This is a genomic window from Providencia sp. PROV129 (genome assembly GCF_028482245.1).
In the GTDB taxonomy this organism is placed as follows: domain Bacteria; phylum Pseudomonadota; class Gammaproteobacteria; order Enterobacterales; family Enterobacteriaceae; genus Providencia; species Providencia vermicola.
Genome location: NZ_JAMPQD010000010.1, coordinates 275,142 through 298,964, shown reverse-complemented (window position 1 = coordinate 298,964; position 23,823 = coordinate 275,142). Strand labels below are relative to the sequence as shown.

The window sequence follows — 23,823 nt, the reverse complement described above, 5'->3', positions numbered from 1 at the left end:
AGGGGTCACATACTCATATATGCTCTCCGAGATCTCCTCATTTGCCGCCTACCTACAGTTTGAACTATTTAAAGGATATAACTGGAGAGGGGACGATTCAGGGCACAACTGGTGTATGCTCCTAGGGATTAACGCATTCGACGCCTAGCTACAGCACAAATTATTTAGAGGATATACTGGGAGGTGGTAAAAAGATCTCCTTCTTGGTTTCCTTCAAAATAATTTATGTTGTTATTATTTCCTTTTTAATCATTGGTTTTAGGTTTTTATTCGATAAAAATTTTTGTCTTTTTCGCTTGAATTTCTGTTTTTCGCCCCCAACTAATCTGCATCGGTAAGTCAAACCTATCCAATTAGATTGATGAAATAGAGGCGATTAATGAGTATGAAAGGACAGGAAACGCGTGGTTTCCAATCAGAAGTTAAACAACTCCTCCAATTAATGATCCACTCTCTTTATTCCAATAAAGAAATTTTCCTGCGTGAGCTTATCTCTAACGCATCTGATGCGGCAGATAAACTGCGTTTTCGTGCGCTATCTAAGCCAGAGCTGTATGAAAATGAGGGTGAATTACGTGTACGCATCAGCGCCGATAAAGATAAAGGCACGCTAACTATCAGCGACAACGGTATCGGGATGAGCCGTGACGAGGTGATTGACAACCTTGGGACAATCGCAAAATCGGGTACAAAAGCATTCCTAGAAACTCTCGGTAGCGACCAAGCCAAAGACAGCCAAATGATTGGTCAGTTTGGTGTGGGCTTCTACTCCGCGTTTATTGTGGCGGATAAAGTCACTGTACGCAGCCGTGCTGCGGGTGCGCCAGCTGATGAAGGCGTTTTCTGGGAATCCGCGGGTGAGGGTGAATACACCATCGCGGATATTGAAAAAGCGGAGCGTGGGACTGAAATAACCTTGCATCTACGCGATGACGAAAAAGAATTCCTCGATAACTGGCGCTTACGGTCAGTGATCAGTAAATATTCAGACCATATTGCCTTGCCTGTTGAAATCGAAGATAAAAACGAAGAAGACGGCACGGTCACTTGGGAAAAAATCAACCAAGCGAAAGCCCTATGGACACGTAGCAAATCTGAAATATCAGACGAGGAATATGTTGAATTCTATAAACATATTTCCCACGATTATGCTGATCCACTAACGTGGACACACAACCGTGTTGAAGGTAAGCAAGAGTACACCAGTTTGCTGTATGTGCCTTCTCAAGCGCCGTTTGATTTGTGGAATCGTGACCAACAACATGGCTTAAAACTGTACGTTCAGCGTGTATTCATTATGGATGATGCAGAGCAGTTTATGCCTAATTATCTGCGTTTTGTCCGCGGTGTCTTGGACTCCAATGATTTGCCACTGAACGTATCGCGTGAAATCTTACAAGATAGCGCGCTGACTCGCAGTTTACGCAGTGCATTAACGAAACGCGTTCTGCAAATGCTCGAAAAACTGGCAAAATCAGATACAGAAAAATATCAAACCTTCTGGCAGCAATTTGGTCTTGTGATGAAAGAAGGCCCTGCTGAAGATATGGCGAACAGCGAAATAATCGCGAAACTTCTGCGTTTTGCCACAACACATACCGATAGCAGCGAACAAAACGTGTCGTTGGAAGAGTATGTTAGCCGTATGGTGGAAGGTCAGGACAAAATTTATTACATCACCGCAGACAGCTACGCAGCAGCGAAAGGTAGCCCACACCTGGAATTGTTCCGCAAAAAAGGTATCGAAGTCCTGCTGTTATCCGACCGCATTGACGAATGGATGATGAACTACTTGTCTGAGTTTGACGGTAAACAGTTCCAATCAGTCAGTAAAGCAGATGAATCATTGGATAAACTTGCCGATGAAAACAAAGCAGAACAAGAAGAAGCAGACAAACAGCTTGAACCATTTGTTGAGCGCGTGAAAACCTTCTTAGGTGAGCGTGTTAAAGAGGTGAAATTAACGCACCGCTTAACCGACACTCCAGCGATTGTTACCACCAACGCGGATGAAATGAGTACGCAAATGGCGAAATTATTTGCGGCGGCGGGGCAAGCAGCACCAGAGGTGAAATATAATTTTGAGCTAAACCCTGCACACCCACTGGTGAAAAAAGCGTCTGAAGTCTCAGATGAGTCTGTTTTTGCTGACTGGGTAGATGTCCTGCTGGATCAAGCCTTATTGGCAGAACGCGGGACGTTAGAAGATCCAAATCTATTTATACGAAAAATCAATGAATTACTTCTAAAGTAATGTGAAATTGTATTTTCGTTTCTGAACATAAACCGCGCTTTTGCTTGTGCTTTAGCGTGGTTTTTTTCTTTTGCGAAAAAAGATAAATGCGAAAACGTTTACGTGTGTTCTTGAGTAAAGCGCCATGCTAATGGTATGGTAGCGTGTTTTCTTTTCAAATTATAAAAAACTAAATAGCAAGGGGTTTACGCAATGCGTATCATTCTGCTGGGCGCTCCGGGCGCTGGTAAGGGCACTCAAGCTCAATTTATTATGGAGAAGTTTGGGATCCCACAAATTTCAACAGGTGACATGTTACGTGCAGCTGTTAAATCAGGGAGCGAGTTAGGTTTACAAGCTAAAGAGCTGATGGATAACGGCAAATTAGTGACGGATGAACTTGTTATCGCACTGGTTAATGAGCGCATCAAACAAGATGACTGCCGTAACGGCTTCTTGTTGGATGGGTTCCCTCGCACAATTCCACAAGCGGATGCGATGAAAGAAGCGGGCATTACTGTTGATAACGTACTTGAGTTTGACGTACCAGACGAAATTATTGTTGAGCGTATTATCGGTCGCCGTGTTCACGCACCATCAGGTCGTGTTTACCACGTCAACTTCAATCCACCAAAAGTGGAAGGCAAAGATGACGTGACAGGTGAAGAGCTGACTATCCGTAAAGATGACCAAGAAGACACGGTTCGTAAGCGTCTGGTTGAATACCATGCACTCACTGCGCCATTGATTGCTTATTATCAAAACGAAGCGAAAGCGGGTAACACTAAATACTTTAAATTAGACGGTACTCGTAAAGTCGCAGAAGTTAGCGCAGAGTTAGCGAAAATTTTAGGTTAATATTTGTACGTATCATGCGCTAAATTACAGTATTGATAACTGTAATTCGAATTATTTAGAGTATGAATGTATTATATGAAGGCAGCGAATATCGCTGCCTTTCTTTTTTATACCACTTGGTGATAAAGTTGGGAATGATTATCAATTAGGAGCTGTTTCATGTCAGAAAAAAAAACCGGCATTCTGTTAGCGAACTTAGGAACCCCTGATGCCCCAACAACTTCAGCTGTTAGACGTTATTTAGCCGAGTTTCTTAGTGATAAGCGCGTTATTGATGTACCTCGTTTGATTTGGAAACCCATTTTACATGGAGCCATTCTACCGCTGCGCTCATCTAAAGTGGCTAAGCTCTATCAGTCAATTTGGCTTGATGATGGCTCACCTTTATTGGTGTATTCATTGCGCCAAAAACAAAAGCTGGCAGAGTTGATGCCAAATACCCCCGTAGAAATAGGGATGAGCTATGGTTCGCCTTCCATTAAAAGTGCTGTTGATAGTTTAATGGAGCAAGGCGTTAATGATTTAGTTGTTTTACCGTTATATCCACAATACTCCTGCACAACAACTGCTGCTGTGTATGATGCTGTAACGAGAGCTTTTCAAGGTAGGCGTACCATTCCGTCAGTCCGTTTTATTCGCAGTTATGCAACTCACCCTGCTTATATTCAAGCATTAGTAGCATCAATTGAAGAGAGCTTTGCAGTACATGGTGAACCTGATAGGCTGGTATTGTCGTTCCACGGTATCCCACAGCGTTATTGTGATACAGGGGATATCTATCAGCAAGAATGCGAACAAACGGCTCAGGCGCTTCGAGAGGCGCTGAATTACCCAAGTGAAAAAGTGTTGCTCACTTATCAGTCACGTTTTGGTCGTGAACCTTGGTTGATGCCATACATGGATAAAACCATGCATGAATTACCATCACAAGGGGTAAACTCTGTTCAGGTCATTTGCCCTGGCTTCTCTGTTGATTGTTTGGAAACATTAGAAGAAATTAGCGAACAAAATAAAGAATTCTTTATCAGTAGTGGGGGTAGTAAATATAATTACATAGCGGCGTTAAATGATAATCTAAATAGTATTCGCATGATTAATTTAATTATTCAAGATGAATTAAATCAGTGATCGCTTAAATTGATACTAAAAAGTTCAGTAATCGATATATCAAAATTTCAAATATAGACTATAATAACTTATCTTAAATTAAAAACTATTAAAGAAATGTTATGTCTTTTGGAATTAATATGAGCAATGAGCAGCCGCCACGAAAAAGTATTGAGCAGAAGTCAAATTCTGCTCATCAATTTCATATTCAGCAGAGTGATGAAATTGATCTCATGGCATTATTGAGTGTTTTATTAAAAAATAAATTATTGATTACCATTTTTACGGCTTTATGTATTGCGTTGAGTGCTGGTATTGTCAAGCTTTTACCTCAAAAGTGGAGCAGCACGGCCATTGTCATTCCGCCAACCTCCGAAAGCATGAAAGAAGTTAATGCACTAAAAGCTCAACTGGATGTACTTGAAATACCTATCGATTTAACTTCTCAACGTATTTTTAATGCCTTTATAGACCAATATCGTTCTAAAGTTAATCAAAGCGACTATGTTAGAAGTACCCAGTACTATCATAAACTTGCACAAAATGTTGATCCTAAAGATGATATGGTGGCACAGCAACGTTTAGTGAATCAAATCATCAATAACGATATTCAAATTCAAGACCAATCTAAAGAGAAAAACAGTACCTCTAACGATATTATTTTAAAATTTACGGCATCACAGCCAACAGAAGCCCAAGATTTATTGGATGGCTATATCCGCTATAGCGCATCTAAAGTGAGAAGTCAGATTAAAAACGAAATTGATAATACGATCTCACAGCAACTTATTTTTGCCACTGAATCACTTAAGCGTGAAGTGAGCAAAATTCAAACTGAGTATGACGTTAAAGTTGAAAGGTTAAAACGTGCAGTGGATATTGCTAAAGCAGCAGGGATTGAAAAGCCTATAGCCAGTGATTCTCAAGCGATTAATGATGACCCAGATTATCCTATTGCGTTGGGGGCTGAGGCGTTAGAAAAGAAATTACTGATTGAGACACAAAACCGTGATTTAGCCTTGATGAGTGAAAATTTGCAAAATCGCCAGATTTATATCAATGAAATCACGGAATTGAAGAGCAAGGAATTGGCTTTTACGCCAGTCACTTTTATATTACAACCTGATTTGCCATTGAATAAAGAATCACCTAAATCAGCATTGATTGTGGCGTTAAGCGCCATTTTAGGCTTAATTTTAAGTTGTGCATTTGTATTAAGCCGTGAGCTTTATCGCGATTATAAAATGCAAAATCAGTAAGCTAACCTTACAAAAGACAAACAATGAGGCCAGTACTTTCTTTGAAGGTGCTGGCTTTATTTTATCGTGCTAGAATAGCGTGATGTTCCATTGTTAATCTTCTTACTTATGAAATTCCCCGGTCAACGCAAGTCAAAACATTATTTCCCTGTTAGTCTCAGAGATCCACTTTTACAGCCATTAAAAGAGACGTTGGCTGATGATGAGAATTGTAAATCCTATATTGTGGGGATAGATCAAACTCTCGTCGATATTGAAGCGAAAGTAGATGATGATTTTATTCAACGTTATCAGCTCAGTAAAGGGCATTCATTGGTTATTGAAGATGATGCTGCTGAGGCGTTGTATAAAGAGTTGACTGACAATGCGTTGATTACGCATGAATTTGCGGGTGGCACCATCGGTAACACGCTGCATAACTACTCAGTGTTAGCAGATGATAGGTCGGTATTATTAGGGACGATGTGTAATAATATCCAAATAGGAAGTTATGCTTATCGCTACCTATGCCATACCTCAAGCCGTATGGATCTGAACTATCTGCAAGGCGTTGATGGTCCAATTGGTCGTTGTTTCACATTGATTACCGAAAATGGTGAACGGACATTTGCCATTAGCCCTGGGCATATGAATCGCCTGCATCCAATGAGTATTCCTGAAGAGATTATCGCTGGGGCGTCTGCGTTAGTTTTAACGGCGTATTTGGTGCGTTGCAAACCCGGTGAAACCATGCCTGATGCCACAATGCAAGCCATAGCCTATGCGAAAAAACACAATGTTCCTGTGGTGCTCACATTGGGAACTAAATTTGTGATTGCTCAAGATCCACAATTTTGGCGTGACTTCCTTGCTGAGCATATTTCGGTCGTTGCGATGAATGAAGATGAAGCGCAAGAGTTGACAGGTCTGAGCGACCCGTTATTAGCCTCTAATATGGCTCTAGACTGGGTTGATTTGGTGCTCTGTACGGCGGGCCCATCAGGGCTATATATGGCAGGATATACAGAAGAGAGCTACAAACGGACGACTCAGCACCCATTGTTGCCTGGTGCGATTGCAGAATTCAATTTATATGAATTTAGCCGTGCAATGCGCCAGCAAGATTGCAAAGTGCCACTGCGTATATTTTCGCATATTGAACCGTATATGGGTGGCCCTGAGAAAATTATGAACACGAATGGTGCTGGAGATGGGGCTTTATCTGCATTACTGCATGATATTACAGCGAATTCTTACCATCGTTCAAATGTGCCTAATTCCAGCAAACATGAGCGCCAATATTTAACCTATTCCTCATTGGCTCAAGTTTGTAAGTATGCAAATCGGGTTAGTTATCAAGTGTTAACCCAGCATTCCCCTCGGCTAACTCGTGGGCTTCCTGAAAAAGAAGACAGTTTAGAAGAGTCTTATTGGGAACGTTAATGATTAGGTTATAATTCGTCCAGTTTGGATATGTTTAATATAAAAACACATTAATATCAGAAAGAGCATTAATGTGTTTTTATATACTCCATTATGGGTATTTAATTAATAAGTTAATAAAAGAATAAAGCTTAATTTATAAGTAAATTAATAATTAATATCGATAGTAAAAAAACATAGACAAATAGGCAGAAATTAACTATCAAAATTTGTCGTAAATAATATCACTGATGATGACGAATAATAAAAAACTGCATTCGATATTATTTAATTGCAATATTTCGAATGCAGTTATTAAATTGTTTAATATTAATTATATTTAACTTTGTTTGGCAACCGCTAACTCAGCATCACCTTTAACGGCATCCACTGCTTTTTGGTCTTCCTCTTCATAACGCAATGCCTGTGGAACCGAAATTTTAATTGCGATAAATACCGCTAAGAAGCCCCCAACCAGTTTTCCTAATAAAATAGGCAGAACGAGCGTTGGTTGGAAGTTGGCGGTAAAGGCTAAGTGATCGCCGATGGTGGCTTGTGCACAGACACCGAATGCGACACACAGAACTTTATCTCTTGCACGCATATCTTTGAATAAATGATAAGTTGCAATAATGTTTGCCATCACCATGATAAAACCTAACGACCCAGTATCACTCAGTTTCAAACGGTTGCTTAATGCACGGACTAACGGTTTGCAATAACGTTGGAATAGGTAACAAATTGGGAATGTCCCTGCCAACATGATGCCAATATAACCTGCTATTTCAATGGCACGGAACAGCTCATTTTGGTCTGCAAAGAGCGGGTCAAAGCCCCACGCACCGAAAACTTTGGTAAATACGCCAGTAAAGTGCTCGACAATCGAGAAAGCCAGAACCAGTTTGACAAAGGCATCCATAATCTTACCGAAGATTAAGAAGCCTGTAACCATCAGCATTGGGCGATATTTCAAGCCCGCGGCCAATAAGAAACAGAAAACAAACAGTGGCATCAAATATTGCAGCATGGTCATAAAATCAAGGGTGAGTTGATGTGCTGCGGGGGAATTGGTTGAAATAATATCGCGAACGGGAATATTATTGAATGTGATTAATAGCAGTGAAGCCAGTACACCAAATGGAATGGAGATTAACCCTGCCATTGCGCCGAGTGCGAGGTATTTGTGATCTTTGCGATTTAACATAGTTAAGCCAACAGGGATGAGATACACAATCGTCGCGCCTGAGGTATAGCCGATTAACATCGCAGTGATCCACATATCACGGTTCGTGGTTAACGCATCTGCAAGCTGGTAGCCCCCCATATCAACAGCAATGATCGACAATGCGGCGATAGAGACATCGGAGCCCACAGAAGAGAATATAGGCCCTAAAACATAAGAAATTAACTGAGAAAGCAGTGGTACGGCAGCCATGATCCCTGCTTGAGCAAGAAATACAGGGCCAATGGAGAAAATCCCGTTAACAAATTCTTTGCCCAGATCACTGGTCGGTTTGACGATAGAGGCGACAGCACCAATAATGGCACCGCACATGATTAAATAAATAATGTAATTTCCGAATTCAGCCATGGTAGGGTTTCCTTTTATTATTTTAGTGTCTTAATTGGCGGGAACGGGCAATGATGTCGCGGTACTGTTCCATTACACCTTGCATGTTGGTGCCATCGGGGTGTGTTATGGTTGCATTGCGCCTAACTGCCATATCGTGAGTCAGCCCTAACCCTTTGCGTGCCAATAAGGCAGCGCCAAGTGCAGTCACTTCACGGTTTGCTGGTGCTTCAATATTTTTTTGTAATAAATTGGCTAAAAATTGCTTAAAGTACTGATTTGAAGAAAGCCCTCCATCGACAGAGATTGATTGTCCCAGTGGTGAAATTTTTTCCATTGCAAAAATGACTTCGGCAGAGCGAGCGGCAATCCCCTCCAACACCGATTGCATCATGTCTTTTTTGTCGGTATCTAATGAAAGGCCTGCCCACAATCCAGCAGCGCTACGATCCCAATATGGGCAGCCTAAGCCAGATAATGCGGGAACAAACGCTAAACCGCGTTTAATGGCAGGTTCTGCTCTGAAATCACTGAGTTCATCGAATTGATCAAATAGCCCAATTTTTCTTGCCCAGTTAATGGCGGATGCTGCGTTATACACACCGCCATCTAAGCCAAAAACGGGGGCTTCATTAGGGAATTTCCAACACAGAGTGGGTAACAAGCCACTTTCATGAGTTTGTGGGATCTCAAACCCTGTGAGTGCTTGCAAAAAGGCACCTGTACCAAAGGTTATTTTGGCATCGCCTTTTTCACGGCAACCGTGACCGAATGTGCCAGCAAATTGGTCAACAATCACCGCTGTAACAGGGGTTAAGTGGCCGTCAAGGTTGATAGCGCCAAAATCGCCAATATTGTCTTTAATTGGTGGAAGACAATGAATTGGCACGCCAAATATGTCACACAGTTCTTTATCCCACTTTAATGTGTGGATATTGAGCAAAGAGGTGCGAGAGGCTGAATTATAGTCAGTCACAAACACGCCACATAAGCGGTCTAGAAAAAAGGCATCCATGGTGCCAATACGTAATTTGTTTTTATCTGCTAAAGTTTTCGCACCCACCACATTTTCCATGATCCAACCCATTTTACTGGCGGAGAAATAAGGGTCGAGTGGTAAGCCTGATTTGGACTGAACCACGGGTTCTAATCCTGCTTCTTTGAGATGAGAAATCGTTTTTTCAGTCCGTAAATCCTGCCAAACGATCGCATTGTAAAGTGGGCGTTTGCTGTCAGCATCCCAAGCGACAATGCTCTCACCTTGATGGCATAAACCAATAGCATCGACGACTTCGCAGCTATTCAAGCACTTAATAATATTAGCGAGTATTTCCTCTGGGTCGTGTTCAACCCAACCACTATTCAATGTGATTTGTTTATGAGGAATACTCATCGGGGAGTAATAGTGCCCGCCTTCTTCGAAGACCACGACTCGGGTTCCCGTTGTTCCCTGATCGATTGCGGCATAACGTTGGTTGAGCATCACAGTATTCCCAGTGTTATAAATGTTGTAAATAGGTCTGTTTTTTTGCCTACTATCGTTTAATCGGAAGGAAAGTCCACAAAAAACTCACAATAAGTTTCACTGATGTGACAAAACTCACAATAAAGTAACAATGTGAGTAGTTTTTGGTTTGTTGTTGTACTTTATGTTGTTTTAATTATTGTGATTGTGGGAATTGTGTGGTTTTATGTGTGCAAGTTTTAAGTAAAGGATCTCAGCCATGGATATTAATAATAAAAAAATTTGGGATGTCATTGTCATAGGCGGTGGTGTCATTGGCTGTGCAGTGACACGTAAATTCACACTGATGGGGGCAAATACTTTGCTGCTAGAACGAGGTGGTGACATCTTGTCAGGGGCGAGTAAGGCCAACAGCGCACTATTACATACAGGTTTTGACGCCACACCAGGGAGTCTAGAACTGGAATGTATGCAAGATGGGTATCGCGAATTCCTTGAAATCAGAGAAAAAATGAATTTGCCGATCCTCGAAACGGGGGCATTGGTTGTTGCGTGGAATGAAGAACAACTGAGTAAGCTGCCAGGTATTGTTGAACAAGCACATACTAATAATGTATTAGATGTGGCAATTATTGATAAAGACGAATTATACCGCCGTGAACCTCACTTAGCAGATGGTGCTTTAGCGGCGGTTTCGGTTCCAGGTGAAGCTGTGATTGACCCGTGGAGTACACCGTTATCTTATTTAACCCAAGCCGTGAAACACGGAGCACAATACCATTTTCATTGTGAAGTCAAAGGCGGTGAGCTAAAGGCGGGACTGTGGCATTTAACCACAACAAAAGGTGAGTTTTCTGCCCGTTTAGTGATTAACTGTGCAGGGATTAACGGGGATATTGTTGAGTCGATTTGCCATCCATCACCATTCCAAATAAAACCGCGCAAAGGGCAATTTTTGGTATATGACAAAGCGGCAGCTGCGGATATCAATGCGATTATTTTACCTGTACCAACCGCCATCACAAAGGGTGTTTTGTTATCAAAAACTATTTTCGGTAATTTGCTGTTAGGGCCAACAGCCGAAGAACAGGATGACCGTTGGAAAGCGGAAGTCAAACAAGAGGTGATGGAAGATTTAATCGCCCAAGGTTCTCGCATGTTACCGTCTTTACAGAATTACAGTGTGACGGCGACTTATGCGGGCTTACGTCCTGCAACAGAAGAAAAATATTACCGTATCAATGGTTACCCTGAAAAACAATGGATTTGTGCAGGGGGGATACGTTCGACAGGCTTAACATCAGCACTGGGTGTCGCAAATCACTTGGGTAAGTTATACCAAGAAAACTTCACGCCATTATTTGAATTATTGCCGCCAGAAGAACTTATTTGGCCGAATATGCCCTCGATTTCTGAATATCATCAACGTGATTACCAATGTAAAAGCAATGGCGGCATTGTGTGCCATTGTGAATTGGTAACACAACGGGAAATCGAAGCGACATTTGACTCTGATATTCCGCCTGAATGCTTGGGGGCTTTGCGCCGTAGAACGCGGGTTATGATGGGGCGTTGTAATGGCTTTTATTGCAGTAGTCAGGTGGCGGAAATTATTAATGGTCGTTTTGACCATACACTGGCAGTGGAGGCGGTAAAATGAGTTTATATTATGATGTGATTATCATTGGCTCAGGGCCAACTGGTGTTGCCGCAGCTCATACTCTACGCCGTCGTGGCATTAAGAATATCGCTATTCTTGAGCGAGAAGCCCATGCAGGCGGTGTTCCTCGTCATTGCCAACACCCAACATTTGGTTTGTTGGTATTTAAGCGGCCGATGAAAGGTAATCAATTTGCAGCGAAAATTGTGGAAAGCCTCGGTGATACCCCAATTTTTACCCGCAGCACCGTGACGCAGCTTCACCCAAATGGAAAACTGACGGTCTCTACCGCAGAGGGGTTAGTTGAGATGCACGCTAAGCGCATCTTGGTAGCGACAGGGGTTCGTGAAACACCGCGTCACCCACGTTTGGTATCAGGCCTTCGCCCGCAAGGTGTTTTAACCGCAGGGGCATTGCAGCAGTTTGTTTACCTTAATGGTAAAAAACCGTGCCGAAACCCAGTCATTGTGGGAAGTGAGTTAGTCAGTTTTTCTGCCCTGTGGACATTAAAAAATGCAGGTGTAAAAGCGCAGGCAATGGTGGAAGGTGGGGAGCGCATTCTGGCATTTAAACCCGCGACCTTATTTGCCAAAGCGATGGGAACACCCGTTTATTTAAACAGTAAAATCACTGAAATTGGTGGCCTTGACCGTGTAGAGTATGTGATGGTGGAAACCAACGGAAAAAACCACAAAATTGAGTGTGATTCGGTCATTTTTACGGGGCAATTTGTGGGGGAAAATACATTAATCCGCAAAAGTCACCTTGAATTTGATGCGAGCACAGGGAAGCCTGTAACAGACCAATTTAGTCGCTGCTCGGATGGGGCATATTATGCGGCGGGGAATATGTTGCACCCTGCGGATATGGGGGATCAGTGCTACCAAGAAGGTTTATTGACAGGGGAGAATATTGCGAATGATTTATTAGCCAATCACCATCAGCCGCAAATTCAGCCTGTACAGCGCATCCCGGTGAGCAGAGATTCAAATATCAGCTTTAGCGTTCCTGCTTGTATAAATATGGACGCGCTATCCCAAGGATGTATCGACTTCAATATTAAAGTTGAACAAGCGTTGCAAGGCACAATCAAAGTCATGGCGGGGAATACGGTTTTGTATGAGAAAAAGCACCGTTGTTTACCAACAAGACGCATTTTATTGAAAAATATCGATTTAACAAAAATACAACCAGACGCTACTGAAATTCGTATCACTGTTGTATAGTGCTGGAAATGTTAAATGGTCAAGAAGGATTAAACTATGTGTGAAGGGCGCTCTTCAAAAGTACGGCATCAAACCATCATTGAGTTATTGTCGACTCAAGGTCAGGTGTACGTGCAGGAGCTCGCAAAGCATTTTAATGTCGCGCAGGAAACAATCCGTCGAGATCTCAGTAAGCTGGAATCACAAAAGTTATTAAAGAAAGTCCATGGTGGGGCGGTGAATATTCAGTCAAAATTTGAACGTAATTTTACTGAACGTGCCCAAGCTGCTGTGGATGAGAAAAAAGCGATTGCCATCAAGGCAGCTGAACTGATTAAACCTGGCGATACCTTATTTATTGATTTTGGTACGACGACGTTTGAATTTAGTCAACGTATTAAATTGATTGATAATTTAACGGTAATTACTAATTCGCCATTATTAGCGACCACACTGCAAGAAAACCCATCCATTGAAACCATTTTAATTGGAGGGCAGTTTAATGCGGCGCAAAATGCCTGTTTAGGCGCAATAGCGTTAAAAAATATTGCCGAGTTTTTTGCAGATTATGCAGTGATTGGTGCAGGGGCTATCCATGCATTACATGGCGTGATGGATCAGCATGTGGATGAGGCAGCAATAGCCCAAAAAATGATGGAAAACAGTGACAAACTGATTGTGCTGGCGGATGGCACTAAGGCCAATAAGCACGCCATTAACTTTGTCACTAATTGGGATAATATTGATTATCTGGTGACAACCAGTAAAGAATTTAAGTTACCCGAAAATAAAAAGCGACCAAAAACCAAAATCATTGTTGCTGATATTGAATAAGTTTTTAACGTAGCACCTATTTAAACCTATCCCTTGGAAAATAATCACTTATTTTTCACGGGATAACTGTATCTAAAATTTGAACACACTAACATCAGGAATTATTATGAGCCTTTATTTTATAGCTTGCCCTTACTCTGATCCCGATAGCAATATTGTAGAAATGCGTTTTGCTGAATGTACTAAATTTGCAGCAGAACTTGCGCTAAAAGGAATTGCGACCTATAGCCAAATCACCATGACGCACCCAATTAATCAATATTTGGCCGCTGAAGGGAAAAAAGTAGCATGGTCATCCATTGATATGGAATTCTTAAAACGTTGTGATGGGCTAATTGTACTGACGCTACCAGGTTGGGAAAAGAGTGGTGGTGTTGCAGCTGAAATTCAGTTTTTTAAAGATAAAGGGTTGCCAGTTTGGACCAGTGATGAATTTATCGCTCACTCGTCATAATTCACGCTGATGCGTTGTTGGCTGCGTGCGTTCACCTTAGTCACATACTTATGTATTCTCCTAAGGATTCCTAGCCTCAACGGGAATTATTTAGAGTGAGTGATGAGGGATGGAAGGTAAAAGACAAATGCTGAGATGAAAGAAGGCAAAAGATAAAAAAGGAAGCCATGGCTTCCTTTTTGTATTTATAGAGAGAGGAGGTTAGTGAGCCGGTTTTAGATAATCATCTAAACTTTTGCCTTCACCTTTTTTATCGTTGCCGCCATCAAGCATATCATCGATAGAACAGCCAAACTCTTCCACATCATTACACATGAGTGTCGCCATGGATTTGGCAATTTCATGTTCACCTATAATGATATGATCAGCGCCGCGCTCTTTAATAAAGCTGACTTCATCATCATAGTGGGCACGAACAATAACGGTAACGTCAGGGTTCATCTCTTTCGCGGTTGCGACGATTTCACCTGCTTCATAACCATTTGGAATGGTTAATAATAACGTTTTAGCACATTCAATGCGGGCAAGGCTGATGATTTCTTTATTCGCTCCATTACCGAGGATTGCACTGAAGCCATTTTCAGCCAGCTCCTCAAAGCGAGCACGGGTGTCTTCCACGACGACAACAGGGATTTCTCGTCTACGCAGTTTGTCCGCTAACATACCTCCGACACGACCATAACCGACGATGATGGCGTGACCACAGATATCGACAGGTACTTGTGTTTCTTCTTCCAGCGTTTCTTCCAGAAGTTGCTCTTCAATCGTTTCTGTTCTTTCAAGGTATTTATCTAACAAACTAAATAATACTGGGTTAAGCATAATAGAGACAATAGCACCCGCTAACACCAAGTTTTGTGCGTCTTTATCCATCACGCCGAGGGTGAGGCCCATACCCGCTAAGATAAACGCAAACTCACCAATTTGCGCAAGGCTGACGGAGATGGTTAATGCGGTTCGTCGTGAGTGCCCAAACATTCTGACCAGAACCAGGGCCGCAGCGGACTTACCAATAATAATGATAGCCAGAACAGCCAAGATACCGAGAGGTTGCTGGATCAGAACCATCGGATCGAAAAGCATACCAACGGAAACGAAGAACAGAACCGCAAATGCATCACGCAGTGGTAAGGTGTCTTGTGCTGCACGGTGGCTCAGCTCAGACTCGTTCAGAACCATCCCCGCGAAGAACGCCCCCAGCGCAAAGGAAGCATCAAAGATAGCTACAGCGGCATAAGCGATACCTAACGCAAGGGCGAGAACAGCTAAGGTGAACAGCTCACGAGAACCTGTTGAGGCGGTACGAGATAAAATCCATGGAATGACTTTACGACCGACCACAATCATAATGAATATGAATAAAACAACTTTACCAATTGTCCAGGCAAGGCCTAATGCGAGCTCACTAAAGCTTGCATCATCTGTGTTCATGATAGCAGCTGCGGCAGGAAGCAGTACCAGGGTAAGAACCATGGCTAAGTCTTCCACAATTAGCCAGCCAATGGCAATTTGCCCACGTTGGCTTTCAATCAGTTGCCGTTCTTCTAATGCACGTAATAAAACCACGGTACTGGCGGTTGAAAGACATAAACCAAAGACAATACCGGTAAAAATGCCCCAGCCAAATAGCATCGATAAGCCAAGGCCTAATAGGGTAGCGACTGCAATTTGCGCAATTGCGCCGGGGATAGCGATGGCTTTAACAGCCAATAAATCTTTGAGTGAAAAGTGTAAACCCACGCCAAACATCAGCAAGATAACGCCGATTTCAGCTAATTCAGGTGCAAGCGCTGCATCTGCCACAAACCCTGGGGTAAATGGGCCTGCAAGGACACCTGCTGCAAGGTAGCCCACAAGTGGGGAGATTTTTAATCGCTGTGCGATCATACCTAACAAATATGCAAGGGCGAGACCACCAACAATGGTTGTGATTAAGGGCGTTGAATGCTCCATTTAGTCTCCTCTGGTTAGTATGAAAATATAAGGTGGGTACATGCCGTTGACTTTTAAAATGAGGCCTTCATTTTAAAATGCCAATTTGCATGTTTTTCTATTTTAACTTTTTTTGAGAAATATTTCCTTAAAAAAATGAAATGTTTTTAAAAAAAAGACAGACTAAAGGTGCTAAATCGTTACAAACTTTAGGATTAGGCGATTTTTAGCTGAAATTTTTAGGAAATATGGTAGGAAAGACCCACACTTATTTTTAATTAAGTGTGGGTAAAATAAGAAAATAAATCTATTTATGACCGATATTTGGTAACAATACTGTAAAAATCCCAAGTAATGGCAAGAAAGCACAATAATGATAAACTTGCTCAATACTGGTTTGGTCAGCAATATGGCCTAAAACTGCTGCCCCAACACCGCCCATTCCGAATGCAAGACCGAAGAATAATCCTGATACCATGCCGGTTTTACCGGGGATCAGCTCCTGTGCATACACCAAAATAGCTGAGAACGCAGAGGCTAAAATCATCCCAATGATTACAGTTAGCACGCCCGTCCAGTATAGCGAAGCATACGGTAAAATGAGGGTAAAGGGGGCGACACCGAGGATTGAGAACCAAATAACATATTTACGACCTATTTTATCCCCAATAGGGCCGCCAATCATTGTCCCTGCGGCAACAGCGAATAAGAAAACAAATAGGTGAATCTGGGCATTTTGCACAGAAACACCAAACTTCTCTATAAGATAAAAGGTGTAATAACTGCTAATGCTAGCCAAATAGAAGTATTTAGAAAAAATCAAAACCAGTAAGACCGCTAACGAACCAATAACCGCCTTGCGAGGTAAGATTTTAATGTTGCCAGTGGAAGTGGTTTTTTTACTGGCAACGCGATGTTGCTGCTTATACCAGTTACTGACTTGCAGCAAAATCACAATCGCTAACAAAGCCGCAAGGGAGAACCAACCTAAGTTGCCTTTTCCATAAGGTTCAATAATTAATGCGGCAAGCAACGGCCCTAGTGATGCCCCTAAGTTACCGCCTACTTGGAAAAATGACTGAGCAAGGCCGTGACGACCACCTGAAGCCATTCGAGCTACACGAGATGATTCTGGGTGGAAGACTGAAGAACCCGTCCCGACTAAAGCGGCTGCAAATAAAATCATTGGGAAGGTTTCTGCCATCGCCAATAAAATTAACCCAGTCAATGTAAAGCTCATGCCAATTGGTAATGAGTATGGCTGAGGGTGTTTATCCGTGTAGTAGCCAATAACAGGCTGCAGTAGGGATGCGGTAATCTGATACGTTAGGGTGATCATCCCAATTTGCGCGAAGCTCAGCGAGAAATCAGATTGTAATAAAGGATAAATCGCTAAGATAAGCGATTGGATCATGTCGTTTAATAAATGGGAGACACTAATTGCTGTCAGAATACTGAAGACGGTTTTCCCTGTTTTATTCACGGGTTTTGATGGATTTGCGTTATTAGGGGTTGTTGTTTGCTCACTCATAATTATCAACTTTTTGTGTTACATAATTGTTATCAATATAACTGAAATACAATTTATTGAAATGAATAAATAAGTCACATGAAAAATAATATCAGTGAATTATTTGATGGTGATCTCATTTTTATGAAACGAATTTCTTATTCTGCAAGAGGTATCAAATCTTGCTCATATTTTTATGCTATAAATCTGCGGGCAGTGACAAACTATAATCTAATATTAACGAATAAAAATTCCTATACCAGCAGGGAGAAGTGTATGAAGTTTGCATTTAAAGCATCCGCATGTGCATTAACAGTATCGTTAGCGTTAATACCCGCGACGATGGCAAACGCGTGGGAAAAAGACAAAACCTACAATATCACTATTTTGCATACAAATGACCACCATGGTCACTTTTGGCATAACGACCACGGCGAATACGGTTTAGCAGCGCAAAAAACCGTCGTTGATGAAATTCGCAATGAAGTGGCGAAGCAAGGTGGCAGTGTGTTGCTACTCTCTGGTGGTGATATCAATACAGGGGTTCCAGAATCTGATTTACAAGACGCGGAGCCTGATTTCAAAGGGATGAATTTAGTCGGGTACGATGCAATGGCATTGGGTAACCATGAGTTCGATAATCCGCTTGAAACGCTACGTCAGCAAGAAAAATGGGCAACCTTCCCATTCTTATCCGCTAATATTTACCAAACCAGCACAGGTAAACGTCTGTTTAAACCTTATCAAATATTTGATAAACAAGGTGTAAAAATTGCAGTGATGGGGCTGACTACAGACGATACTGTACGTATTGGTAACCCAGCAAATTTCCCTGATGTCGAATTCCGCGTACCTGCGGATGAAGCGAAAAAAGTGGTTGAAGAACTGCGCCAGACTGAAAAACCTGACATTATCATCGCCGCAACCCACATGGGGCACTATGATGACGGCAAACATGGTTCAAACGCACCAGGTGACGTCGAAATGGCACGCAGTTTACCTGCGGGTTACTTAGATATGATAGTGGGTGGTCACTCACAAGACCCCGTTTGTATGTCCCAAGAAAACAAAGACTACAAACAAGCGGACTATGTACCAGGGACTCCTTGTGCGCCAGATAATCAAAATGGTACATGGATTGTTCAAGCCCATGAGTGGGGTAAATATGTAGGACGTGCTGATTTTGAATTCAAAAATGGCAAATTTACCTTAAAACACTACCAGTTAATTCCAATTAACTTGAAGAAAAAAGTGACCAAAGAAGATGGTACCAGTGAGCGTGTTTATTACACACAAGAAATCGCCCACAACCCAGATATGATGAAATTACTGACGCCATACCAAGAGAAAGGTGATAAGCAATTAAGCGTCAAAGTGGGTTCTGTTGAAGGCAAACTGGAAGGCGATCGTAGCAAAGTGCGCTTTGTGCAAACCAATATGGGGCACCTTCTGTTAGCAGCTCAAAAAGAGCGCGCAGGCGCTGATTTTGCCATCATGAGTGGGGGGGGTGTCCGTGATTCTATCGAAAGCGGTGATATCACGTATAAAGATGTGCTGAAAGTTCAACCCTTTGCGAATGAATTAGTGTACGTTGATTTTAAAGGGGATGAAGTCATTCCTTACCTGACTGCGGTCGCGAATATGAAACCCGATGCAGGGGCATATGGTCAATTCTATAATGTAAACTTGACGTTGAATAAAGATGGTACGATTAGCGATGTGAAAATCGATGGTAAACCTGTTGATACATCAAAAACTTATCGTATGGCAACATTGAATTTTAATGCGATTGGTGGTGATGGTTATCCGAAAATTGATAATCACCCTAACTATGTGAATACAGGTTTTGTGGATGCGGAAGTGCTCAAAGGTTATATCGAGAAACATTCTCCACTAAAAGCTGCAGATTACGAACCAAAAGGTGAGATTATTTATAACAATAAATAATTCATTTTATAATATGAAAAGCCTCATATCGATGAGGCTTTTTTTATCAATGCGCGTATTTACTTGCGAATTTCAGCAAAAGTAGCATTGAGTACGTTACCTAAATCAGCTGGCGCTAATTCAATATCCAACCCGCGTTTTCCCCCTGAAATAAACATTGTTGCATATTGCTGGGCTTGGTCATCGATTACCGTGGGTAATCGCTTCTTTTGGCCCAATGGACTGATGCCACCTAATAAATAGCCAGTGGTCTTTTGCGCGATTTGGGGATCGGCCATTTCCACTTTTTTCACTTTGAACACTTTTGCGACCAGTTTTAAGTCAAGCTGCCCTGAGACAGGGGTGACGGCAACGGCTAATGTTTTTTGGTCACCATTTAATGCTACTAATAACGTTTTAAACACTTGTTTGGCATCTAAGCCTAATTTACGTACTGCCTCATCACCAAAGTTGCTCTCATTTGGGTCATGATCATAAGGGTGCAATGTGAAGTTAATTTTTTGTTTTTCAAGTAATTTAACAGCAGGAGTCATTTTTTTACCTTTTATTTATCTCTGACACAATGGCGCAGATACTCAACAAGACTGCCTTCACCAAATAGGTGTAATGCACCAACAGCAACCACATAATTGCCATCTGGAAGCGCCTTAAGTTGTTCACTCCAAACTGCATTACGTTTATCCATTAGTACTTGATAGACATCTTTACTGAAAGTATTAGGTAAAGTCATGTGGTTATTGGGTTGATAATCAAGCCACCAACCAATCATGGTTTGCAGTGAACGTGCATTTGCGCGCCAATGGACTAATGAGTCTTGTAAGAGCGCTAACCCATTATTAGGCAAGGAAAGCAGCAATTCAACTTGGGATGCAGTGCCTTCAAGTTCAATGATCGGTTTAAGTTGGGTCTGAGCGTTGCGAATAAGCTGATAATCGATGCCATAGTGGCCGCGCAAGCCAAGCCCTTGTGCTTGAGTGGCCTGTAGGATCAAGGCGATTTGCCATGAAGGGAGACTATCAAACTTTTCGGGTGACTGGTGAATTTCTTGGCAACATTGCAAAAATAAGGCGTATTGTTCTTCGCTCAAACGTTGCTGAACAGGGCGCTGCTCATCAACTTCATGAGGGTAAGGGGATTGAGCTTGGGTTATATCCGCTTCAACAATTAATGCATCCGCTTGATTCAGTTTATCGAGCAATATGGCAGATAACGGAAACATATTTTCTGTTCCCATATGAATACTGCCTACAATGTGCAATTTAAGGCCTTTTGATAAGCGAACATCAATCGCAGGATAGGGGTATACCAGCGCCGTTTCCATATGGAGCCAATTTTTAAAGCTTTCAAACAGTTTTCCCATCATTTTACCCTGCATTTTTCTTGGGTTAATAGGGTAAACAATCTCTCGCGAATTTGCGAATGTTGTACGTCAATTACGCATTTTTCGTCTGTCCTGATAAAAATGGACAATGACAATTTAGGCACACTTCAATTATGGTTTCACGATATGAAGCAATACGTTAACAAGATGGTGTTATCATTTTGTTAGCCTTAATTGGAGATAACATGATAACGCCTCAAATTTCAAATATTCATGCGGGCACACCAACAATAACGGCATTCGATAACCGTCACTTTACGGTTCGTACACTTCAATACTATCGACAGCCTAATATTCAACAGGATGTACAGGAGCGTCTTGAATTTCATTATTTTAATATTTATGGTTTTTTACAGAAAAATGCAGATGCACGTTTGTCTGAAAGTGGGCAAGATAACTTTTATTATCATGCGGATTTAATGGGGTTCTCGTTATTAAACAAAGGTGTTGATAGCGGTGAAATTTACCAACTGAATGATATTGAACAGCGGCTTATGGTAAGCATTGACGCAAATAAAACGTTTAAATGGTGTTGCTATGAGGCTAATGATTCATTAGGTCGCCTCGAAAGTGTCAGTGAGAAAATAGAGGGAGGGAACTGGCGAGTCAGCGAGCGTTTTCAATATGCAGGTAATTCGCATACCGAACAATTGGCGAATTTAGCTGGGCAATGTATTAGTCACTTTGATACTGCAGGGTTATTGCAAACACAGGAAGTATCACTGCAAGGGGAACCGACTTTATTGACTCGGCAGTTTATTCAACAAGTTGATAATGCTGAGTTTAATGTTGATTGGCAAGAAGATAGTGATTTAACGGCATTATCACCCGAAAAATTTTCTCACCAAACACATTTTGATGCTGCAGGTGCTTGCCTTTCTATTATTGATGCAAAAGGCCATAAACAACAGCGAGAATATGATATTACAGGTCAGTTAATCAGAACGACATTCACAGTTAAAGGACAAGATACGCAGCCAATAACTCAGATCATTGAATATTCGGCAGTCGGTCAGAAAGTGCGAGAGATCTATGGTAATGGTGCCGTGACTGAGTATGTATACGAGGCGCAGACACAGCGCTTAATTCTTATTCAGACCTATAGGCCAGTAAATCACTCATTGGGTTATAAATTATTTCAGAGTTTACATTACGACTACGATCCTGTCGGCAATGTGATTGCAATTTATAATAGTGCAGAAAAAAAGGTTTTTTGGCGGAATCAAAAAGTCGAACCCAAGCATCGATATCAATATGACACGCTTTATCAATTAGTCCATGCGACAGGGCGAGAAATAGCGGGTATTAGCCAGCAAAGTCACTACCTTCCTCACCATTCATCAATTGATAATTCGGTATATACACGGTATTTCCGTGCCTATTCTTATGATAAAGGCGGGAATTTAATTCAAATTCACCACCGTGCCCCTGCGATGCAGCAAGCTTATACAATCAAAATGACAACGAGCAGCCGAAGTAACCATGCAGTACTGGCAGATTTAGCTGAGTTTCCTCATCAAGTGGAACCATTATTCACGCCAAGTGGACAGCAAAAACAGCTTTTGCAAGGAAAAAATTTAACGTGGACATCAAGGCAAGAACTGCAAAGTGTTAATGGTGCTGGCGGGAATGAGTTTTACCGCTACGATGGCGACAGCCAGCGGGCATTAAAAATAACACAATATAATCAAAAACAAAGCAAGGTTGTTTATTTACCGAACCTAGAGATTAGGCAAATTGAACATAATGAAAAATACCATGTGATCTGTATCGGGGAAGACAGTGAGGTACAAGCCCAAGTATTGCATTGGGAAATTGGGCTACCAGATAAAATGGTAAATAATACCGTTCGTTATAGTATTAATGGGCTTGCCAGCAATAGCGGTTTAGAACTCGATATGGATGGAAACTTGATTAGCCAAGAGGAGTTTTATCCCTTTGGTGGAACGGCTGTTTGGACGGTAAGTAGCGCATTGGAAGTAAACTACAAAACACGGCGCTATTCAGGGCAAGAGCGTGATATTACAGGGCTTTATTATTATGGTCGTCGTTATTATCAGCCTTGGGTGGGGCGTTGGTTAAGCGCAGATCCCGCGGGAACTATTGATGGTTTAAATCTGTATCGGATGGTACGTAACAACCCATTGACCTATCAGGATGAACATGGGTTAGCACCTCGACTTTTTGATACACAAGATGATATGTTTGCTGATTTCCAGCAAACAGTATCAAAGCTGCTTAATGCATCCTCTAAAATTGAAAGAATTGCGAAAAATCCATCATTAATTCGCAACCGAGTCATTAGTATGGCGCAATTATTTTACAAAGATAAAACATCCAAATTTACATATGCTATTAATTTATATGAATTTTTGGAGATGGACTCGCAAAGTGAGGAGTTTAAGACATGGGCGACAAATAAATTAAGCTATCAAAATACTTCTCGCCAGCGTCAGCCTGGCTGGGAAACGGTTAATCATGCGGAGCAGGCATTAATAAGAACATTAACGGCTCATGATAGTTTTAACATAAGTAATTTAATCATATCCCAAAAGGCTAAATTATGTTCAAGTTGTGAAAATGCCATGTATACTTTTCGACAATCAATGCCTAAACGTCGCTTCACAACGATGATTCTTCGAGATGGTGATTTACCTCTTGCAGCCATACAACATGGGCAGTCACGAACTCGCTATAAAAACTCTTCATATTCTGCTGGAGTGGCGGTAGGGAAAACGAGTTTCACATTATACGACTATAAAGATATAGAGTTTCAGGTTGGAATGGGGAATTTCTGGGGAGGGATGGATAAAACACTCTATACAATGTATGCCAATGAGTTTGAACGTGTGTTTGGGAATCTTCCTATCGGAAAGGGAGTCAAAAAGTCATTTCCCCCTAAACCCCCAAAAAGCTCAGGAGGTCGTGGCCATCAGCTTGATAAAAATCAACCCAGTACCAGTCGTCGTCATCGATGAAGTGATTGCCCCCAAATAGGGGGCAAATT

General features: G+C 41.8%; 17 protein-coding genes. 11 read left to right on the top strand and 6 right to left on the bottom strand.

Annotated elements, in window-relative coordinates:
• Positions 1–379: 379 nt before the first annotated feature.
• The 5 genes from htpG to PSF27_RS08100 all read left to right on the top strand — a co-directional run bounded on the left by htpG (position 380) and on the right by PSF27_RS08100 (position 6,879).
• Positions 380–2,254: a molecular chaperone HtpG gene (htpG, locus tag PSF27_RS08120; RefSeq protein WP_206082929.1), complete on the top strand. Its 1,875-nt coding sequence runs from the start codon at positions 380–382 to the stop codon at positions 2,252–2,254.
• Between the two features lie 192 nt (positions 2,255–2,446).
• Positions 2,447–3,091 carry an adenylate kinase gene (gene adk / locus PSF27_RS08115; protein ID WP_206082928.1) on the top strand — a complete coding sequence of 215 codons (645 nt, stop codon included), beginning with the start codon at positions 2,447–2,449 and terminating at the stop codon, positions 3,089–3,091.
• Positions 3,092–3,250: 159 nt separating this feature from the next.
• The gene (hemH, locus tag PSF27_RS08110) at positions 3,251–4,219 is read left to right on the top strand and encodes a ferrochelatase (protein WP_206082927.1); all 969 of its coding nucleotides are present in this window, start codon (positions 3,251–3,253) and stop codon (positions 4,217–4,219) included.
• 119 nt (positions 4,220–4,338) lie between these two features.
• Positions 4,339–5,457 (top strand): LPS O-antigen length regulator Wzz(fepE), encoded by a 1,119-nt coding sequence (wzz(fepE), locus tag PSF27_RS08105; protein WP_272573351.1) that lies wholly within the window; start codon positions 4,339–4,341, stop codon positions 5,455–5,457.
• A gap of 108 nt (positions 5,458–5,565) precedes the next feature.
• On the top strand, positions 5,566–6,879 hold the full coding sequence (locus PSF27_RS08100) for an inosine/guanosine kinase (protein ID WP_206082925.1): 1,314 nt from the start codon (positions 5,566–5,568) through the stop codon (positions 6,877–6,879).
• A 319-nt stretch (positions 6,880–7,198) separates the two neighbouring features.
• Here the strand turns inward: PSF27_RS08100 and eutH are convergent, their stop codons facing one another.
• Positions 7,199–8,449: an ethanolamine utilization protein EutH gene (gene eutH, locus PSF27_RS08095; RefSeq protein ID WP_206082924.1), complete on the bottom strand. Its 1,251-nt coding sequence runs from the start codon at positions 8,447–8,449 to the stop codon at positions 7,199–7,201.
• 22 nt (positions 8,450–8,471) lie between these two features.
• The gene (locus PSF27_RS08090; RefSeq protein WP_206082923.1) at positions 8,472–9,911 is read right to left on the bottom strand and encodes an FGGY family carbohydrate kinase; all 1,440 of its coding nucleotides are present in this window, start codon (positions 9,909–9,911) and stop codon (positions 8,472–8,474) included.
• A gap of 241 nt (positions 9,912–10,152) precedes the next feature.
• On the opposite strand from PSF27_RS08090, the gene PSF27_RS08085 reads away from it, so the two are divergent.
• From PSF27_RS08085 to PSF27_RS08070, 4 genes are all read left to right on the top strand, one after another.
• Positions 10,153–11,553 carry an NAD(P)/FAD-dependent oxidoreductase gene (locus tag PSF27_RS08085; protein ID WP_272681251.1) on the top strand — a complete coding sequence of 467 codons (1,401 nt, stop codon included), beginning with the start codon at positions 10,153–10,155 and terminating at the stop codon, positions 11,551–11,553.
• The gene (locus tag PSF27_RS08080; protein ID WP_206082921.1) at positions 11,550–12,779 is read left to right on the top strand and encodes an NAD(P)/FAD-dependent oxidoreductase; all 1,230 of its coding nucleotides are present in this window, start codon (positions 11,550–11,552) and stop codon (positions 12,777–12,779) included. Before PSF27_RS08085 ends, PSF27_RS08080 begins: the two co-directional genes overlap by 4 nt.
• A 36-nt stretch (positions 12,780–12,815) precedes the next feature.
• On the top strand, positions 12,816–13,592 hold the full coding sequence (locus PSF27_RS08075) for a DeoR/GlpR family DNA-binding transcription regulator (RefSeq protein ID WP_206082920.1): 777 nt from the start codon (positions 12,816–12,818) through the stop codon (positions 13,590–13,592).
• Between the two features lie 106 nt (positions 13,593–13,698).
• Positions 13,699–14,046: a DUF1937 family protein gene (locus tag PSF27_RS08070; RefSeq protein WP_206082919.1), complete on the top strand. Its 348-nt coding sequence runs from the start codon at positions 13,699–13,701 to the stop codon at positions 14,044–14,046.
• Between the two features lie 201 nt (positions 14,047–14,247).
• On the opposite strand, the gene ybaL is transcribed toward PSF27_RS08070, so the two are convergent.
• Both ybaL and PSF27_RS08060 read right to left on the bottom strand, forming a co-directional pair.
• Positions 14,248–15,999, bottom strand: a complete 1,752-nt coding sequence (gene ybaL / locus PSF27_RS08065) for a YbaL family putative K(+) efflux transporter (RefSeq protein WP_206082918.1) — start codon at positions 15,997–15,999, stop codon at positions 14,248–14,250.
• Positions 16,000–16,285: 286 nt separating this feature from the next.
• Positions 16,286–17,509, bottom strand: coding sequence for an MFS transporter (locus PSF27_RS08060; protein ID WP_272681250.1), 1,224 nt, complete (start codon positions 17,507–17,509; stop codon positions 16,286–16,288).
• Between the two features lie 255 nt (positions 17,510–17,764).
• On the opposite strand from PSF27_RS08060, the gene ushA reads away from it, so the two are divergent.
• Positions 17,765–19,435, top strand: coding sequence for a bifunctional UDP-sugar hydrolase/5'-nucleotidase UshA (gene ushA, locus PSF27_RS08055; protein ID WP_206082917.1), 1,671 nt, complete (start codon positions 17,765–17,767; stop codon positions 19,433–19,435).
• Between the two features lie 59 nt (positions 19,436–19,494).
• On the opposite strand, the gene ybaK is transcribed toward ushA, so the two are convergent.
• Both ybaK and PSF27_RS08045 read right to left on the bottom strand, forming a co-directional pair.
• Positions 19,495–19,968 carry a Cys-tRNA(Pro)/Cys-tRNA(Cys) deacylase YbaK gene (gene ybaK / locus PSF27_RS08050; RefSeq protein ID WP_206082916.1) on the bottom strand — a complete coding sequence of 158 codons (474 nt, stop codon included), beginning with the start codon at positions 19,966–19,968 and terminating at the stop codon, positions 19,495–19,497.
• Positions 19,969–19,979: 11 nt separating this feature from the next.
• On the bottom strand, positions 19,980–20,795 hold the full coding sequence (locus PSF27_RS08045) for a TraB/GumN family protein (RefSeq protein WP_272681253.1): 816 nt from the start codon (positions 20,793–20,795) through the stop codon (positions 19,980–19,982).
• Between the two features lie 206 nt (positions 20,796–21,001).
• On the opposite strand from PSF27_RS08045, the gene PSF27_RS08040 reads away from it, so the two are divergent.
• Positions 21,002–23,794, top strand: a complete 2,793-nt coding sequence (locus tag PSF27_RS08040) for an RHS repeat-associated core domain-containing protein (RefSeq protein WP_272681249.1) — start codon at positions 21,002–21,004, stop codon at positions 23,792–23,794.
• Positions 23,795–23,823 lie beyond the last annotated feature (29 nt).